Here is a 14,570-nt window from a genome sequence, read left to right as displayed (position 1 = left end):
GTGCACTTCGCAGGGCCAGGCCGAGGACGAAAGCCGCCCAGAAAACCGCCTGGGAAGCCGTCGTTCAAGCGTGGTCACCCCGTGAACATTTACCCTCATTTGTCCGCATGCTCCAGTCTGCCCGACAGCCGCAGCCGCTCCTGCCTGCGTTTCTTGGCTTGATCGTAGCGCCTGCGCTCCAGATCGCCCTGCGGCTCAACAGCGGCTACTGCTCGGGGTCGCCCGCGTTCGTCCACGGCCACGAGGGTCAGGTAGGCCTTGGTCGTCGTGCGTTGCTCGCGCGTGCGCGGATCCTGGGTCTCTACTCGGCAACCGACCTCCATGCTGGTTCGCGACGCGTAGTTGACCTGCGCCCGCAGCACTACCACGTCGCCGAGCCGAATCGGGCTCAGGAAATCCAGGCGGTCCACCGAGGCGGTCACGACGGGGCCTCCCGCATGGCGCATGGCCGCGACCGCAGCGCAGATGTCGATCCATTGCATCACCACGCCGCCGAACGAGGTTCCGTAGACGTTCGTGTGCGCCGGCAACACGATCTGGGTCATCTCTACCCGTGAATCTCGCGATCGGCGCGTCTCCGCCTGTGGCATCGCGTTCCTCCGCAGCCGCCGGTTCCTGTACTGGCTCCGGCCCGGTGATTCAACGCACCCCGCAAACAAGCTCATCGTTCCTATGTAAACGGAATTCCCTCACACTGTATTTTCTAGTAGCAAAGTAAAAATCCGCTGCTAATGTTAAGAGTCGCCCCTTAAAGGGCGGAGGCAGCGATTGGGGTTTCCAGGTGAGCCATCATACAACGCAACAACATCGAAGCCTTGCCATAGCCCTGGCCGCAGGGCTCGCGGGTTTCTGGTGCATCCCCTTCGCTGCCTCCGCTCAACCCCTCACCTACGGGGCCGTCGACAAGGCGACGGTGCGGGTTTTTGTAGTCAAGCGGTCGGTCGACACCCAACGTGTGCCGAGCCAGGACGGGAGCGAACGCACGGTCGCGGTGCCCGTGGTGAGCCACGGCAGCGGCGTGCTGGTCAACCGCCACGGCCTGGTTCTGACCGCATACCACGTGATCGAGGGCGCGAGCATCATCAGCGTGCAGCAACCGGAAATGTCCCACGCGCTGCCTGCTCGTGTCGTGCATGCAAGCCCGGAACACGATTTTGCCTTCCTGCTGGCGCCGGGCCGCTTCGAGCATCACGCCGCCTTGCCCACCCGTACGCGCAGCATGCGCGTGCGCGAACCCGTGCACGCCCTTGGCTATCCGATCGATGCGGCACTCGAGCACCCGCTGTCGAGCCCGGGCATCGTCGCAGGAGCTCTATCCAACGGAAACATGCAACTGGGCATGTCCTTGAATCCGGGCAACTCGGGCGGCCCGCTGATAGATCGCAACGAGAATCTCGTTGGCATCGTCATCGCGCGCGGCGATCCCAGCCAAGGAGTGCTGGGACTGGGCGTTGCCCTGCCCATCGCGCATGCCGTTTCAGCCCTGAGAAGCGGCAAGCTCGCCTGCGTGGAGCTCGGCTCGAAGAAAGAGGCCGGCTTCCGCCCGCACGACGGCTGCCAGCAGCGGCACGCTCTCGCCGGCGGGAGCCGACCACGCTTCAGCGCGCATCAGCGCAGGCTGGCTCAATTCGCCGCTACCTTGGCGGCAGCCGGCCCGATCGGCTTCATCGGCGACGTGGCCCAGACCCTGCAACAAAGCGAGCCAGCCGTGCTTCCGGCCGCGCTCGAGGCTGTGGCCGCGGCCGAGGGCAACCCTGACCTGCTTGCCCTGAGTGCCGGCTACCTTTGGGACGCCGTGATGGTGATGCTCGAGGATGCCGGCAGCGATCACGCGGTCGCCAAGCTGCCCAAGCGCTCACGCAAGACCGCCTCGGCGTATCTGCACAAGGCCATTCGGCTTTGCCACGAGGCTGTCCGGCGCGATCCCACCGTCTACGGGCGCTCGCAGTTCGTCGAGCACGTGCTCGACCACTGGCCCGATGTACCCAGCCCTCATGCTGTGAAGCTCCACGAAGTCGCCGGCACGTCCCCTCGAGGGATCGCGCACGGGCGCGCCGTGTCCCTCGCTTTCGGCGGCGGCTCAAAGTAGGCGGCGCGTAACTGTTCAGGCCCGAGTCCGTCGGGTTTTCAGGCGGTTTTCTGGGCGAGCGCGCCCGCAGGCATCGCCCGAGGAGTACTCTCGTGTACTTCGCAGGGCGAGGCCGAGGACGAAGGCCGCCCAGAAGACCGCCTGGGAAGCCGACGTGCAAGCGTGGTCACCTCGCGAACGGTTACGGCGACGCAACGTCGCTGTCGTGGATTGTCGTGGATGGATGTCAGTTCGCGCCCATCTGCATCGCGCCCATTTGCATCAACGCGACGCCGCGGAGGGCCGGTGCCTTGCTGGGGCTGAAGCGGCCGGAAGCGAGCTTGTCGGCATTGCCCGCGCGCACGAGAATGCAGCCGCCGCCACCGCCGCCGCCGCCACCGCCGCCACCCTGGGTAGCATGCGCGCCGCTGCCAGCTTTGCCGTCCGGCGAGCTCCCTGCGCCCGAGTCGGCACCACGGACACCCTTGCTGCCTCCGGACGCCGCGGACAGGGAGTTGCCCGCGTCGCTTCCGTGACTGGTGGCGCCGCTGTTGCCTGCGCCGCCGCCGCCTCCACCGGCCACGAGACGTGCCTTGTCGCCAACCTCGACCACGGGCGCCTCCAGGAGCAACGCGCCACCGCTGCCGCCACCGCCGCCACCCCCGAGCGATTCTCCCATGCCAGCGCCGCCGCCTCCTCCGCCGCCCCCCACGAGGATCTCGCCGTTGATGCTGATCCTGGTCAGGGAGCTGATCTGCAGCGCTCCGCCGCCACCGCCGCCGCCGCCGCCAACAGGTCCGCCGCCGCTGCCTCCGCCGCTGCCACCGGTAAGCGGGTCGAGCATCCAGGTGTCTGGGGTAGCCTCCGCCGAAGCGCCGCCAGCCAGGGCGCCAGCCTTTCCGCCGGCCCCGCCGCGCCCGCACAACGCACCGCCGCCACCCCCGCCGCTCTCGCCCATTTCAGCACCGTGCTGGCCGACCTTCCCGGGGGCGCGGCCGGCAGCAGCCTGGTTACCGCGACCCCCGAGCTGCCCGCCGGGCCCCGGCGCCGGTCCCTTCGCGCCCGCATCCAGCACACCGTCGATCGTCACAGGCCCGGTTACGAGCAGCACGAGCGGTCGCGAGCCAATTACGTTCAGACGTCCCGTGTCCGTAATCTCCAAGCCATGGGCCAAAACCACGCACAGATCGGGCGCGCCCGTGCCTCGCGCGACGATGTGCGACGCACCACCCGGAAGCGCACACGTCGACGTATCGAAACCCTGGGCGTCGGCAACCACGATCATCGGCGCCACCAGGGGCCAGGTGGCGGGCGGAACGTTGGCAGGTTGGAAGGACGGCGGACCCGGGGGCAGCCCGCCGGCACTGCCGGTAGGCACCCCGGGCACGTGGTGGGGTGCAATGAGGCTCTTGTCCGGGTCGACTAGCAGCGTGCAAGATACGCACGCCAGGCCAACGACAGCGGCAGCCCAGATACGCGGGCAGGATGCCGTCAACCTGGGATTCGGCGCTTCCGGAACAAGCAAGCGAAGACGATTCATGTGCGCACCTAGTCAGTGCCCGGTCCAAAACTCGCTCCCGTCGCCTGGCTTGCGGCGCGAAGCCGTTTGCCGCGCCAGCTCCCGCTCGAAAATGCGCTGCATTTCCTCGGTTCGCCAACACGCCATCCGACTCCGCGGCGCTGCGCCATGCTCGGTCCGGAGTTTCCGGCCGGGCACCAGTCAGCATGGTCGGCGGATGCTTACCCATCCAGCCGTGGCGACAAACTATCGCACGTTGCGCGCGCTGGGCAAAGGACGTCTCGAAAGCAGGCGTGGTCGGCGGCAGGTCAGCTATGGAATTTGGAGGGCATGACGGCTCGCGTCGTACTATGCGGCGTCCATGAACTGGGAAGCCTGGACTACCCTCGGACTGATCGTGGCCATGATGGTGGCCATGGTCCGCAACCTCGCGGGGCCGGATCTCGTTCTGATGGCGGGCCTGGCCACCTTGCTTGCTCTCGGAATCGTCACCCCCGCGGAAGCCTTTGCGGGTTTTTCGAATCAAGGCATGCTCAGCATCGCGGTGCTGCTGGTGGTGGCGGCAGGCATGCGCGAGACAGGCGCTCTCGAGCTCGTGGTGCGCGGGCTATTGGGCAGACCCCGATCGCTGCTCGACGCGCAGCTTCGGATGATGCTTCCGGTCTGCGGCGTCAGTGCCTTTCTCAACAATACCCCGGTGGTCGCCATGATGGTGCCTATCGTGCTGGACTGGTCCAGGCGCATCGGTCAGAGCCCGAGCAAGCTTCTCATACCTTTGAGCTACGCCGCGATCGTCGGCGGCTCCTGTACGCTGATCGGCACGGCAACCAACCTGATCGTGTACGGGCTCACCCGGGCGCGCTATCCCGAAATGCACGTAGGCATGTTCGAGATTTCGGCGCTGGGCCTGCCCGTGTGCGTGGCGGCCGTGCTGTACGTGCTAGTCGCCTCGCGCGCATGGCTGCCTGCCCGCGAAACCGCGCGCCACAAGCTCGAAGACGCCCGCGAATACACGGTCGCGATGCGGATCGAGCCAGGCTCGCCGGTGATCGGCCGAACCATCGAAGGCGCCGGGCTCAGGCATCTGCCCGGCCTGTTCCTGGTGGAGATCGAGCGCAGCGACGGAGAGCTCAGGCCAGCGCCCGGCCCGGAAGTGCGCTTGCACCAGGGTGACCGGCTGCTGTTCACGGGCGTGATCGACAGCGTGGTCGACCTTCGAAAGGTGCGTGGCCTGGTGCTCGACGAGCAAGCTGCGCACAAGCTCAGCGATCCGCGGCCAACCCGGCGTCTGGTGGAGGCGGTGGTGGCTCCCGCTTCCTCGCTCGTCAACCAGAGCGTACGCGCGGCCGGGTTCCGCACCCGCTACAGCGCGGCAATCGTCGCGGTCCATCGCCAGGGGGAGCGCATCGCCTCGAAGATCGGCGACATCGTGCTGCAGGCTGGCGACACGCTGTTGCTCGAGACCCATCCATCCTTTGTCGAGACCTTTCGCGACGACACGGCTTTTGCGCTCGTGGCCGAGGTGGCCGGAAGCACCCCCCTGCGCCACGATCGCGCGTGGTGGGCCATCGCGCTGCTGGTGGCGCTGGTAGCCAGCAACACGATGGGTCTGCTGCCGCTTGTGGTCGCCGCGTTGCTGACCGCGGGAGCCATGCTGGCGACGGGGTGTCTCACAGGCACCGAGGCTCGCCAAGCCCTCGATCTGCGCGTGCTGCTGACGATCGCCGCGGCTCTGGGTGTGGGAGCTGCTCTCGAAGCCAGCGGGGCCGCCGGTCAAGTCGCGCAAATCGTCGTCGGGGCCGCCGCGCCCTTCGGGCCGATCGGTCTTGTGGCCGCGGTGTACATCGTCACCGTGCTTCTCAACGCCGTTGCCACCACGCAGGCGGCCGCGGTGCTCATGTTCCCCGTGGTCGTTGCTGCGGTAGACAGCCTTCAGCTCGATTTTCGGCCGTTCATGTTTACGCTGATGCTCGCTTCCTCGGCGAGCTTCATGACACCGATCGGCTATCCCACGAACCTGATGGTCTACGGGCCCGGACACTACCGTTTCAGCGACTTTACGCGCTTCGGAGGACCGCTGCAGGTCCTCGCTGCTGCGGTGACGGTGACCATGGCTTGGCTGCTGTGGCTCTAACTAGTTTCGGGCTAGAATCGCGCCGGGCCGGCTTTCGTCCTCGAAAGAATCCTCGAAAATGGCGCTGCTATTCATGCGGTTTTTTCTGCGGGCGCGCTCGCCCCAGCATCGATTCTAGCCCGAAACTACCCAAGATTATGCTCTACGTGGATTGCCTACTTGCGGCAGAAGCAGCCCAACGCGCAAGCGGGGAGTTTCTCTCATGCACGACCCAGCCCAAGCCGGCGTCCAGACTGAACAGAAACTTGGGGTTCTCCCTGACTGGTAGCTCTGTGCAGAGGTACCCGCATGTGTGGCGACGCGGCCGGCTGGCGTGTAGACTTTGCTCAGCGAGTCAGTGCCGTGGGATCGACCATTGCGCCGACCCACCATGCACTGGAGCTCTTGACTGTGTCACGACTGGCGGCGCTTACTCTCTTGTGCTCGATGACCGCGGCGGCGGGTTGCGGCCGCTCGGTCCTGAACCTGCCAAGCGAGGCCTCGGTCGGCGACGGTGGAATGCTCGACGCGAGCAGCGACGCCGCCAGCGATGGCGGTCTTGGCGATGCGACGATCGACGTCGATGCAGGGGGCGACACCGGCGTCGGCGGTGTTTGCACGAGCAACAGGGACTGCCCCGCCGGCCGCACGTGCCAGGCAGGTTCGTGCCTGCTGGCGTTGGAGTGCAGGGTCGACTCGGACTGCAAGCGTGACGAACGCTGCGAGGGCAACCGGTGCGTCTCCGCCGGCGCGTGCCGCACCAACGCCGACTGCGGGACCGACGGCCTGTGCCGGGCCGGCCGCTGTGTGAACGTCCAACCGTGCGTCACCCGCTCCGACTGCAACCCGGGCGAGCAGTGCCTGGATGGCGGCTGCGTCGCGCTTGCCGAGTGCAGCCCGGAGCGCCCGTGCATGGCGGCCGCACACAGCTGCATGGACGGCGTGTGTGTGTTCACAGGTGAGTGCCTCAGCGCAGGCGACTGTCCCAAGGGCTTCGCGTGCGAGGCGAACCGTTGCGTGTTCCAGGGAGAATGCCTCAAGGATGGCGACTGCGCGCCGGGCTTTCGCTGCGAGGCAAGCTCCTGCGTGCCCACGGGTTGCTCGAGGGACGCCGACTGCCCCATGGGGCAAGTGTGCGACTTGCTCACACGCCGCTGCGTGCCCGAGGCCGAGTGCACGACCGATGGCGACTGCCCGACCGGCTCGCTGTGCCTGGCCGGTCTCTGTGTTGCTCTTCAGCATTGCCGCAGCCACATGGACTGCTCCCCGCCGCTGCGCTGCAGCGATGGCGTCTGCGTCGCGCCTCCGGAGTGCATCCGGGACTCCGACTGCGGCAACGACGAGCGCTGCGACGAAGGACAATGCCAGCCCTTCCTGTGCCAGGATAGCAGCCAGTGCGGCGCCGGCTGGACCTGTGTCCTGGGGCGCTGCTTTCCGCCGCTGATCTGCAGCCGCGATCAGGACTGCCCTTTCCCTGGGCAACGCTGCGTCAACCGGGCCTGCGTGGCACCTTCGGGTTGCACGAGCAGCGCAGACTGCATGCCGCCCGACACCGTGTGTCTGTACGGCGTGTGCCTCCCGATCCCCATCACACCGCAGTGTCGCAGCGACGTCGATTGCCCGGCGGGCGAGCGCTGCGACTTCGGCACCTGCCGGCGCGCCGAGACCTGCCCCGACTCACCTTGTCGACCCGACGAGGTGTGCGAGGGCGGACGCTGCGTTCCGGCCCCAGAATGCCGCGTCGACGAAGACTGCCTGGCGAGCGGCTTCGCCTGCCGTCAGGGACGCTGTGTGTTCGTGGGCGAGTGCATGGGCGACGCCATGTGCCCGGACCGGTTTCGCTGCCTGCACAACGCCTGCGTGTTCGTCGGTGAGTGCACGACCGATGCCGGCTGTGGCCCCGGTTTCCGCTGCGTTTCCGGCCTGTGTCAGTTCGTGGGCGAGTGCATGCAGGACAGCCAGTGCGCCATGGGAGAACGCTGCGTGAGCGGCAGCTGCCAGCGCGATAGCTGTCGTGGGAACGCGGATTGTGGGACGGGCGAGATCTGCAACCTGTCCACGCGAGCCTGTATCCCCGACATAGGCTGCAGCGGCAACGCCGACTGCCCGCTGGGCTGGAACTGCATCGGCACGCAGTGCTTCGTGCTCGAGACGTGTATGCCTCCCGGACAGAGCAGCTGTCCACCGAACACGACCTGCATCGACGAGGGCATCTGCTTCATGGCCCCAGAGTGCCGTCGTGACCCGGATTGCCCCATGGGCGAGCGCTGCGACAACAGCTACTGCCAGCCCCCCGGCTGTATGGTGGACGAACAGTGCAACCATGGCTGGACTTGCGCCGCGGGCCGCTGCGTGCCCTGGCTGCTATGCCAGGACTCGTCCGAGTGCAACCAGGGTCGGCAGTGCATCAACAACCAGTGCACCAATCCCGGCGGTTGCGCTACGGATGGGGATTGCCCACCCACGCAGACCTGCCTGGCGGGCCTGTGTCTTTCGATTCCGCCCCAGGAGTGCGCCTTCGACTCGGATTGCCTGATGGGAGAACGCTGCGAACGCGGCACCTGCCAGCCCTCCAGGCGCTGCCAGATCAGCCGCATGTGCCCTGATGGCCAAGTCTGCATCGACCAGTTATGCCGCCTGCCCGTCCAGTGCACCAACGATCGACACTGCCCGGGAGCGCGCCGTTGCGACGCCAGGGGCCAGTGCGTTCCCTAAGGGCCCGCAGAAGAATAACTCGTCCATCTCACCGGTTCCGACCACCGCTGGCTATGTTGCGCCTCCTCGAAATATCCCCAATATTCCTCGTCGTTGCGCCTTGCCAACGGCGCCCGGCCCTCGGCGATACAGACGAGTTGTTCGTCCCCGGGCCCTAACAGCACGTGCATGCCTCGCCACCCGCACGCGTCGAAGACCTCCGACACGCTTTCCGACCGTGTCTTCAGTGCACTGGCCGCCAAGGCAAAAGCGTTGTCGCGACCCATCTATCCGCTGCACGTGGGCGATACCTACTTGGACCCGTTGCCTGAGGCGCGAGCCGAAGCGCAACGCAGCGCCGAGCACACGCGCCTGCACAACTACGCACCCGTACAAGGAGAGCCTGCATTGCTGGAGGCGATCATCGACAAACTGCGGCGACACCATGGCGTCGAGGTCGCGGCAGATGAGCTGCAGGTTATGTCCGGAGCGACCGCAGGGCTCGGCACCGTGGTTGCCGCGCTGTTGGATCCAGGCGACGAGGTGGTGCTCCCTGCGCCTTTCTGGCCGCTGATCCGCGGTATCCTGGCGTCGCGCGGCGCAATTCCGATCGAGGTGCCGCTCTTCACGCGCCTTGGGGAGCCGGGATTCGACCCCGCGGGAGCCATCGAGGCTGTCATCACACCCCGCACCGCCGCGATCTACCTCAACACCCCCAACAATCCGACCGGCGCCATCCTCGACGCCGACACGATCGCCGCCATCGCCGAGCTCGCGGAGCAGCACGATTTGTGGGTGATATCGGACGACGTGTACGCCGACCTGTACTTCACTCCGGATCGGCCGCAGCTCGTATCGCTGTACGACAAGCTGCGAGAGCGCACGCTCGCCACGTTCAGCCTGTCCAAGAGCCACGCCCTTGCCGGAGCGCGGGTGGGCTATACCTGGGGGCCTCTGGACGCCATGAAGCGCGTGCGTTCGGTGCAGACGTACTACACGTACTGCGCGCCGCGTCCGCTGCAGCTCGGCGCAGCCGCGGCCCTGTCAAAAGGCGATGCATGGCTCGCACAAGCACGCGCCGCCTATGCGGCCGCCGGCCGGCACAGTGCGCAGGTGTTGGGCGTTCCGGCCCCCGCCGGAGGCACCTTTCTATTCTTCGAGGCATCCGCCCATTTGAACGCGGGTGAAACGACACTCGATTTTCTCGAGCGTTGCCTGCAGGCTGGCGTTCTGCTTACTCCAGGCTCGGTGTGTGGGCGCGCATACCAGGACTGGATCCGCATTTCGTTTACCGTGCTTGCGCCGGACCACCACGCAAGGGCCCTGGCAGCGCTGAAGCCGCTACTCTGATGGGTCCATTGAATCGGGCGCGCTACAGCAGCACCCGAAAGGTGCTGCCGTTGCGATCGCTGTGGACCTGAACCGATCCACCGCGTTGCTCGGCGATGGCTTTGACGATGGCCAAGCCCAGGCCCGTGCCGCCGCTGTCGCGGGCGGTGGTGAAGAAGCGCTCGAAGAGCCGCTTCCGGTTGGCCTCGCTGATACCGCAACCGTGGTCGACGACCTCGATGCACACGCGCGCGCCCGCAGCGTAGACGCGCACCTGGATCGGCTTCCCTTCGCCGTGGCGCAGGGCGTTGTCGACCAGGTTGACGACCACGGACTCGACGTGCTCTTCGCGGATCGCCAGCGGGGGCGCGGGGTCTGAATCGAGCCACTGCACCTGTTCGGTATAACGGCGGAGCACCGAGCGCACAGTCCTGGCGACATCGAGGGGCTCTGCCGCCTGTTCGCGTGGGTTCTCGAGCCGTGCAAGCGTCAACAGCCGCGCGAGCAGCCGCTCGAGGCGGGCGGCGTCGGCCTCGATGTTGTCCGCGAAGCGAGCCCGCTGTGCTTCGGGCATCCGGCTGCCCTGTTCGCGCAGCAGCTCGGCCGCACCGCGCACGGCGGTGATGGGGCTCTTGAGCTCGTGGCTGAGGTTGCTCGCGAGCTCGCCCACGTAGTCTGCTCGCTGATTGAGCTTGCGGGTCATGTGCTCGAATACGTCGTTTAGCTCGCCGATCTCCGCCGGGGTGAGCCCCGAGCTGGCCAAGGCCGCTTGCCGTTGTCCGTGTGCGATGCGCCGCGCGCCGGCGGTCAACCGGCGCAGCGGCCGCGCGATGGCCCACGAGAACAAGAAGCTCACACACGCGCTCAGCGCGAAGCTCGCGAGCGCGAGCCAGAGCAAGCCGCGGCGGTTTGTCCACAGCGACGACAGCGCGTCCAGGCCGGTGCGTGAGGCCCGCACGATGCCGATGATCCTGCCGTTGGAAAAGACGGGCAGCGCGGTGAAGACGCGTGTCTTGCCGCGGCGGCGAATGTCGCCAAGCGGGGGTGTGGGCTCGTCGCTCACGCGCGCGCGAGCCACCGCATGGTAGCGTCCGAGCATGGCAGCTTTCACTTCAGGCAGCTGTCCGAGGCACAATCCGGCTTGAGCGCGCGTGGTCGCAACCACACAGCCGCTCGGGTCGAGGACCCGCAGCGCGCTGAGATTGAAGGTTTGCGCCCTTCGCATGAGCGGCTCGAGCCGCACGCCGGCACGGGTGAACGCCGTGTCGCTCGTTTCGCGTCCAGGCAGCGTCTCGGGCGTTGCTGGCACTTGCTCCAGACCCAGATCGAGCACCGGCTCCACCGGTGTATAGCGCTCGGCGGCGCGTCCCGGCGGCCTGTGCTGGTCGTGCGGCCGCCCGGACTCGAGGCGCCACGCATCACGGTAGGCTTCGCCGACAACCACCGACTGAGCGAGCAATTGGCGCTCGGTTTGGCGCAGGAGAAAAACGTCGTAGATGCGAAGCCCGGCAAGCGCAACGATGGGCACCGCGAGCACCAGCGCGTTGGCTCCGAGCAGCCACCAGCGGATGCTCGGCCCCCAACGCTTCATTCCAGGACCTCCCGCATGCGATAGCCCGCACCGTAGACCGTCTCGATGGGATCGGGGCCGTGGCCGGAGAGCTTGCTGCGTACGCGCCGGATGTGGCTGTCCACGGTGCGCTCGGTAATGAAATGACCGCGTCCATAGACCCGCTCCACAAGCTGCTGCCGCGACAGGACTCGGCCGGGTGCTTGCACCAGGGTCGCCAACAGGCCTAGCTCGGTCACCGTGAGCGCGATCTGTCTGCCGTGATAGCTACAGCGGTGACGCTCGAGGTCGACCTCGAGCGGTCCGTGCACAGAGGGCTGCTGGCGGGTCGCGCCGAGACCCTCGGGCGGCTGCCGATCCATCCGAACGCGACGCAGTACCGCGCCCACCCGCGCGACAAGCTCGCGCGGGCTGAAGGGCTTCGTGATGTAGTCGTCCGCGCCCAGCTCGAGCCCCAGCACGCGGTCGAGCTCCTCATCACGGCTCGACACAAAGACGATGGGCAGGCTGCTGTGCGCGCGGATCTTCCGGCACAGCTCGAGCCCGCTGTCTTCGGGCATCACGATGTCCAGCACAGCGAGGTCCACGTCGGATTGCCGGACGAGCGCCAGCGCCTCGGCCCCGTCGCGCGCCTCGAGCACCGAGTGTCCGGCTTGCTCGAGCGCGTACTTCACGACCTCACGGATGTGCCCGTCGTCGTCCGCCACCACGATGCGTGCCATGGCAGGCAGACTAACAGACGCGCCGGGGGCACGCCGAGCCTTGCACAGCGGTTGCACAGCGGTTGCACAGGGCTGCCCCAAGGCTGCCACGCCTGTTGCGCGAGCTACGCATCCCGGTGTGCCAGGCTGATGGACAGGAAGCGAACCACGGAGGCAAAGCATGGGTGGAGCCGTACGGATCATCGCCATCGGTCTGGTGTTCTGCGCCACGAGCGCAGCCTGGATCGTGCTCGGGGGGCTCACGAGCGCTCGCGAACGCGAAGCCGACAGCCGGCTCAAGGGCGACGTGCAAAGCCTGTGGGGTCGCAGCCAGCACCAGAAGGGGCCCGAGCTGACCTTCCGCTGGCAGACCACCGCGATGCACGTGCGGACACAGGTCGTGGATGGAGTCGAGACCCAGATTCGGGACAAGCGCAGCGAGACCCACGAGCGCCCTGCAAATGTGGACTCGAGCGACATCCAGGTGAGCCTCAGCTCCGATCTGAGACGCCGCGGCCTGGTCTGGTACTCGCTCTACGATGTGGCATTCGAAGGCGCCTGGAGCTACGAGCACAGCGAGGAAATGGGTGGGGAGCTCGAAGTGAGCTTCACCTTGCCGGACACCGGCGGGATGTACGACGACTTCGTGTTCGAGGTCGATGGTGTCGACCGGACCGGTCTGCTGGACGCGAGCGAGGGCGTGGTCAAGGTCGGCGTGCCGGTCGAACCTGGCCAGCGCGTGCGGTTTCGTGCCGGCTACGAAAGCCGGGGCATGGATGACTGGTTGTACCTGCCCAGCAAGGGTGTCGGCCGGCTCGAAGACTTTACGTTGCGCCTGGGCACCGATTTCGCGCAGATCGACTTCCCGGCCGAAACACTTTCGCCGTCCAGCCGCGAACGGGAAGGTCCGGGCTGGGTGCTCGAGTGGCGTTTCGAGCAGCTGGTTTCGGGTACGGGATCGGCATGATCACGCCCACGCGCGTGCAGCCGGGCGAGCTCGCGGCGCAGCTTTCCTTCTCGGCGCCGGTCTCCTTGTTTTTCTTCTTCCTCGTCCTGTACATGCTGGCGACGCTGCGGGGCATCGACATCCACCCTGTCAACTACGGGCTGCTTGGCGGCGCCTTCTTCGCGTTCCATCTGCTTTTTGCCTATTCGGTGGATCACCTCGGCGTGGAAACGGCGTTCGCGTTGGCCAGCGTGGTGAGTGTCGCGCTGGTCGTCAGCTACCTCAGGCTGGTCGTGTCGGCCCGTTTCGCTCTACGCGAAGCAGCCCTGGCGCAGCTGGTCTACCTCGTCGGCTTCTCGCTGGCGCATTTCTGGCACGGCTACACCGGGTTGACGGTGACGCTGCTCGGCATTGCCACGCTCTTGTTGCTCATGCAGCTCACGGGGCGCGTTCGCTGGTCTGACGTGCTCTCTCGGGGCCACGCACCCGAATCCGGGACGCGACTCTGATCGGCGGGACCGCTCGTGCTTCTTGGGCTACACTAAGGGCCCACGAGAGAATAGCTCCTGCGTTTCGCCAGTTCCGGCACCGCTGCCTGTCCTCGTCGTTGCGCCTTGCCAGCGGCGCCCGGTCCACGCCCAAACGCGTAAGTTGTCCTTTCGCGGGCCCTTAGTGGCCGGAGCAAGACCGCGTTGCCGCCTCGATTTCGATCCATCCCGCCCAACCGACGCCTTTCGGCTCGCGGGGGAGCGATGCCGGCACAACGCCTGCACCGGTATTGCTGTGGACTCGCGCTGTGCGCGCTGATCAGCTGCAGGGCCTACGACGAGGGCATCCTGAGCGGTCCACCCGGACAGGTGCCGCCAAGCCCCACGGGCGGCGACCCCGGGCTGGGCGGCGCGGGATCGGGCGGATCGCCGGCGGGTGGTTTCGGTGGCTCGGTGGGCATGGCCGGCGCCATGGCCGGCAACCCCGGCGCCGGAGGTCTTCCGCCTACGGGCCTGGCCGGCTTCGGCGGAGGTGCAGCGGGCAGCATCGGGATCCCACCGCAGGCGGGCTTTGGCGGCGTGGGTTTCGGCGGCCAGGCGGCCGGGGGTCTGTCCGGATCGGCCGCCGGCCTGATCGGCCCAGGCATGGCCGGGATGATGACCCAAACCTTCGCGGACAACTTCAGCGACGGGTTCGCCGACGGTTGGAGCTCATTCGCCGGGGACTGGAGCGTGAACGGCGGCGCCTACACCTGCGATGCAGGGCAAGGCCGCAAAGCGATCGTGGACGGCTTGCGCTTCAAAGACTTCGCCTTCGAAGTACGGACGCGACTCGCTTCGGGTCAGTCTGGCCAGCCCCCGTCTGGTGACTTCGGAATCGTGTATCGAGCCACGAACTTGAGCTCTTCAAACAACGGAATGCGAGGCTACTACTTCAGCCTGCGCACCGTCCCCCCAGGAGTGCTCTTGGGACGCATGGAGCAAGGATGGACGAAACTCGGCGAGGCACCCCTGCAGGTGAACTTCAACGCGTGGCACCGGCTTCGCGCCGTGGTGAAGGGAGCTCGCCACGAATTCTACGTGGACGATAGCCTGGTTCTGACGAGCGACGACGCCGTCATCACGGGAGGTGGAAGCGTGGG

10 protein-coding genes and 2 pseudogenes are annotated in these 14,570 nt (G+C 67.0%); 9 read left to right on the top strand and 3 right to left on the bottom strand.

The features are described from left to right. Positions 1 to 95: 95 nt before the first annotated feature. Entirely contained in the window at positions 96 to 590 is a 495-nt protein-coding gene (locus MJD61_07320) for an acyl-CoA thioesterase (protein ID MCG8555082.1), read from the bottom strand. 191 nt (positions 591 to 781) lie between these two features. On the opposite strand from MJD61_07320, the gene MJD61_07315 reads away from it, so the two are divergent. From MJD61_07315 to MJD61_07290, 6 genes and pseudogenes are all read left to right on the top strand, one after another. Then, positions 782 to 2,089: a serine protease gene (locus MJD61_07315; protein MCG8555081.1), complete on the top strand. Its 1,308-nt coding sequence runs from the start codon at positions 782 to 784 to the stop codon at positions 2,087 to 2,089. A gap of 344 nt (positions 2,090 to 2,433) precedes the next feature. Beyond that, positions 2,434 to 2,754 (top strand): annotated as a pseudogene (locus tag MJD61_07310) (hypothetical protein). A gap of 78 nt (positions 2,755 to 2,832) precedes the next feature. Continuing rightward, positions 2,833 to 3,015, top strand: a pseudogene (locus tag MJD61_07305) (hypothetical protein). Positions 3,016 to 3,948: 933 nt separating this feature from the next. Further along, positions 3,949 to 5,721 carry an SLC13 family permease gene (locus MJD61_07300; GenBank protein ID MCG8555080.1) on the top strand — a complete coding sequence of 591 codons (1,773 nt, stop codon included), beginning with the start codon at positions 3,949 to 3,951 and terminating at the stop codon, positions 5,719 to 5,721. 288 nt (positions 5,722 to 6,009) lie between these two features. Beyond that, complete coding sequence (locus tag MJD61_07295; protein MCG8555079.1) at positions 6,010 to 8,415, top strand: hypothetical protein; 2,406 nt, start codon at positions 6,010 to 6,012, stop codon at positions 8,413 to 8,415. 168 nt (positions 8,416 to 8,583) lie between these two features. Continuing rightward, positions 8,584 to 9,744: a pyridoxal phosphate-dependent aminotransferase gene (locus MJD61_07290; protein ID MCG8555078.1), complete on the top strand. Its 1,161-nt coding sequence runs from the start codon at positions 8,584 to 8,586 to the stop codon at positions 9,742 to 9,744. Positions 9,745 to 9,766: 22 nt separating this feature from the next. On the opposite strand, the gene MJD61_07285 is transcribed toward MJD61_07290, so the two are convergent. Next, positions 9,767 to 11,314 (bottom strand): ATP-binding protein, encoded by a 1,548-nt coding sequence (locus MJD61_07285; GenBank protein MCG8555077.1) that lies wholly within the window; start codon positions 11,312 to 11,314, stop codon positions 9,767 to 9,769. Next, on the bottom strand, positions 11,311 to 12,015 hold the full coding sequence (locus tag MJD61_07280) for a response regulator transcription factor (protein ID MCG8555076.1): 705 nt from the start codon (positions 12,013 to 12,015) through the stop codon (positions 11,311 to 11,313). Before MJD61_07280 ends, MJD61_07285 begins: the two co-directional genes overlap by 4 nt. Before the next feature lie 160 nt (positions 12,016 to 12,175). Between MJD61_07280 and MJD61_07275 the strand changes: the two genes are divergently transcribed. The 3 genes from MJD61_07275 to MJD61_07265 form a co-directional block, all read left to right on the top strand. Beyond that, a complete protein-coding gene (locus tag MJD61_07275) occupies positions 12,176 to 12,961 on the top strand; it encodes a hypothetical protein (protein MCG8555075.1) in 786 nt (261 codons plus the stop codon). Continuing rightward, a complete protein-coding gene (locus MJD61_07270; protein MCG8555074.1) occupies positions 12,958 to 13,449 on the top strand; it encodes an inner membrane CreD family protein in 492 nt (163 codons plus the stop codon). Before MJD61_07275 ends, MJD61_07270 begins: the two co-directional genes overlap by 4 nt. 243 nt (positions 13,450 to 13,692) lie before the next feature. After that, positions 13,693 to 14,570 (top strand): DUF1080 domain-containing protein (locus MJD61_07265; protein ID MCG8555073.1); only part of this gene is annotated, 878 nt, incomplete at its 3' end.

The organism is Pseudomonadota bacterium (assembly GCA_022361155.1).
In the GTDB taxonomy this organism is placed as follows: Bacteria; Myxococcota_A; Polyangia; order Polyangiales; family JAKSBK01; genus JAKSBK01.
The sequence above is the reverse complement of the archived record's forward strand: the minus strand, read 5'-3'. Positions and strand labels throughout refer to the sequence as shown.

Excerpts from the sequence above, each read along its gene's own strand:
- MJD61_07320 (MCG8555082.1), bottom strand. The coding sequence starts at position 590 with ATGCCACAGGCGGAGACGCGCCGATCGCGAGATTCACGGGTAGAGATG.
- MJD61_07280 (MCG8555076.1), bottom strand. The coding sequence starts at position 12,015 with ATGGCACGCATCGTGGTGGCGGACGACGACGGGCACATCCGTGAGGTC.
- MJD61_07300 (MCG8555080.1), top strand. The coding sequence starts at position 3,949 with ATGAACTGGGAAGCCTGGACTACCCTCGGACTGATCGTGGCCATGATG.
- MJD61_07285 (MCG8555077.1), bottom strand. The coding sequence starts at position 11,314 with ATGAAGCGTTGGGGGCCGAGCATCCGCTGGTGGCTGCTCGGAGCCAAC.
- MJD61_07290 (MCG8555078.1), top strand. The coding sequence starts at position 8,584 with ATGCCTCGCCACCCGCACGCGTCGAAGACCTCCGACACGCTTTCCGAC.
- MJD61_07295 (MCG8555079.1), top strand. The coding sequence starts at position 6,010 with ATGTGTGGCGACGCGGCCGGCTGGCGTGTAGACTTTGCTCAGCGAGTC.
- MJD61_07270 (MCG8555074.1), top strand. The coding sequence starts at position 12,958 with ATGATCACGCCCACGCGCGTGCAGCCGGGCGAGCTCGCGGCGCAGCTT.
- MJD61_07275 (MCG8555075.1), top strand. The coding sequence starts at position 12,176 with ATGGGTGGAGCCGTACGGATCATCGCCATCGGTCTGGTGTTCTGCGCC.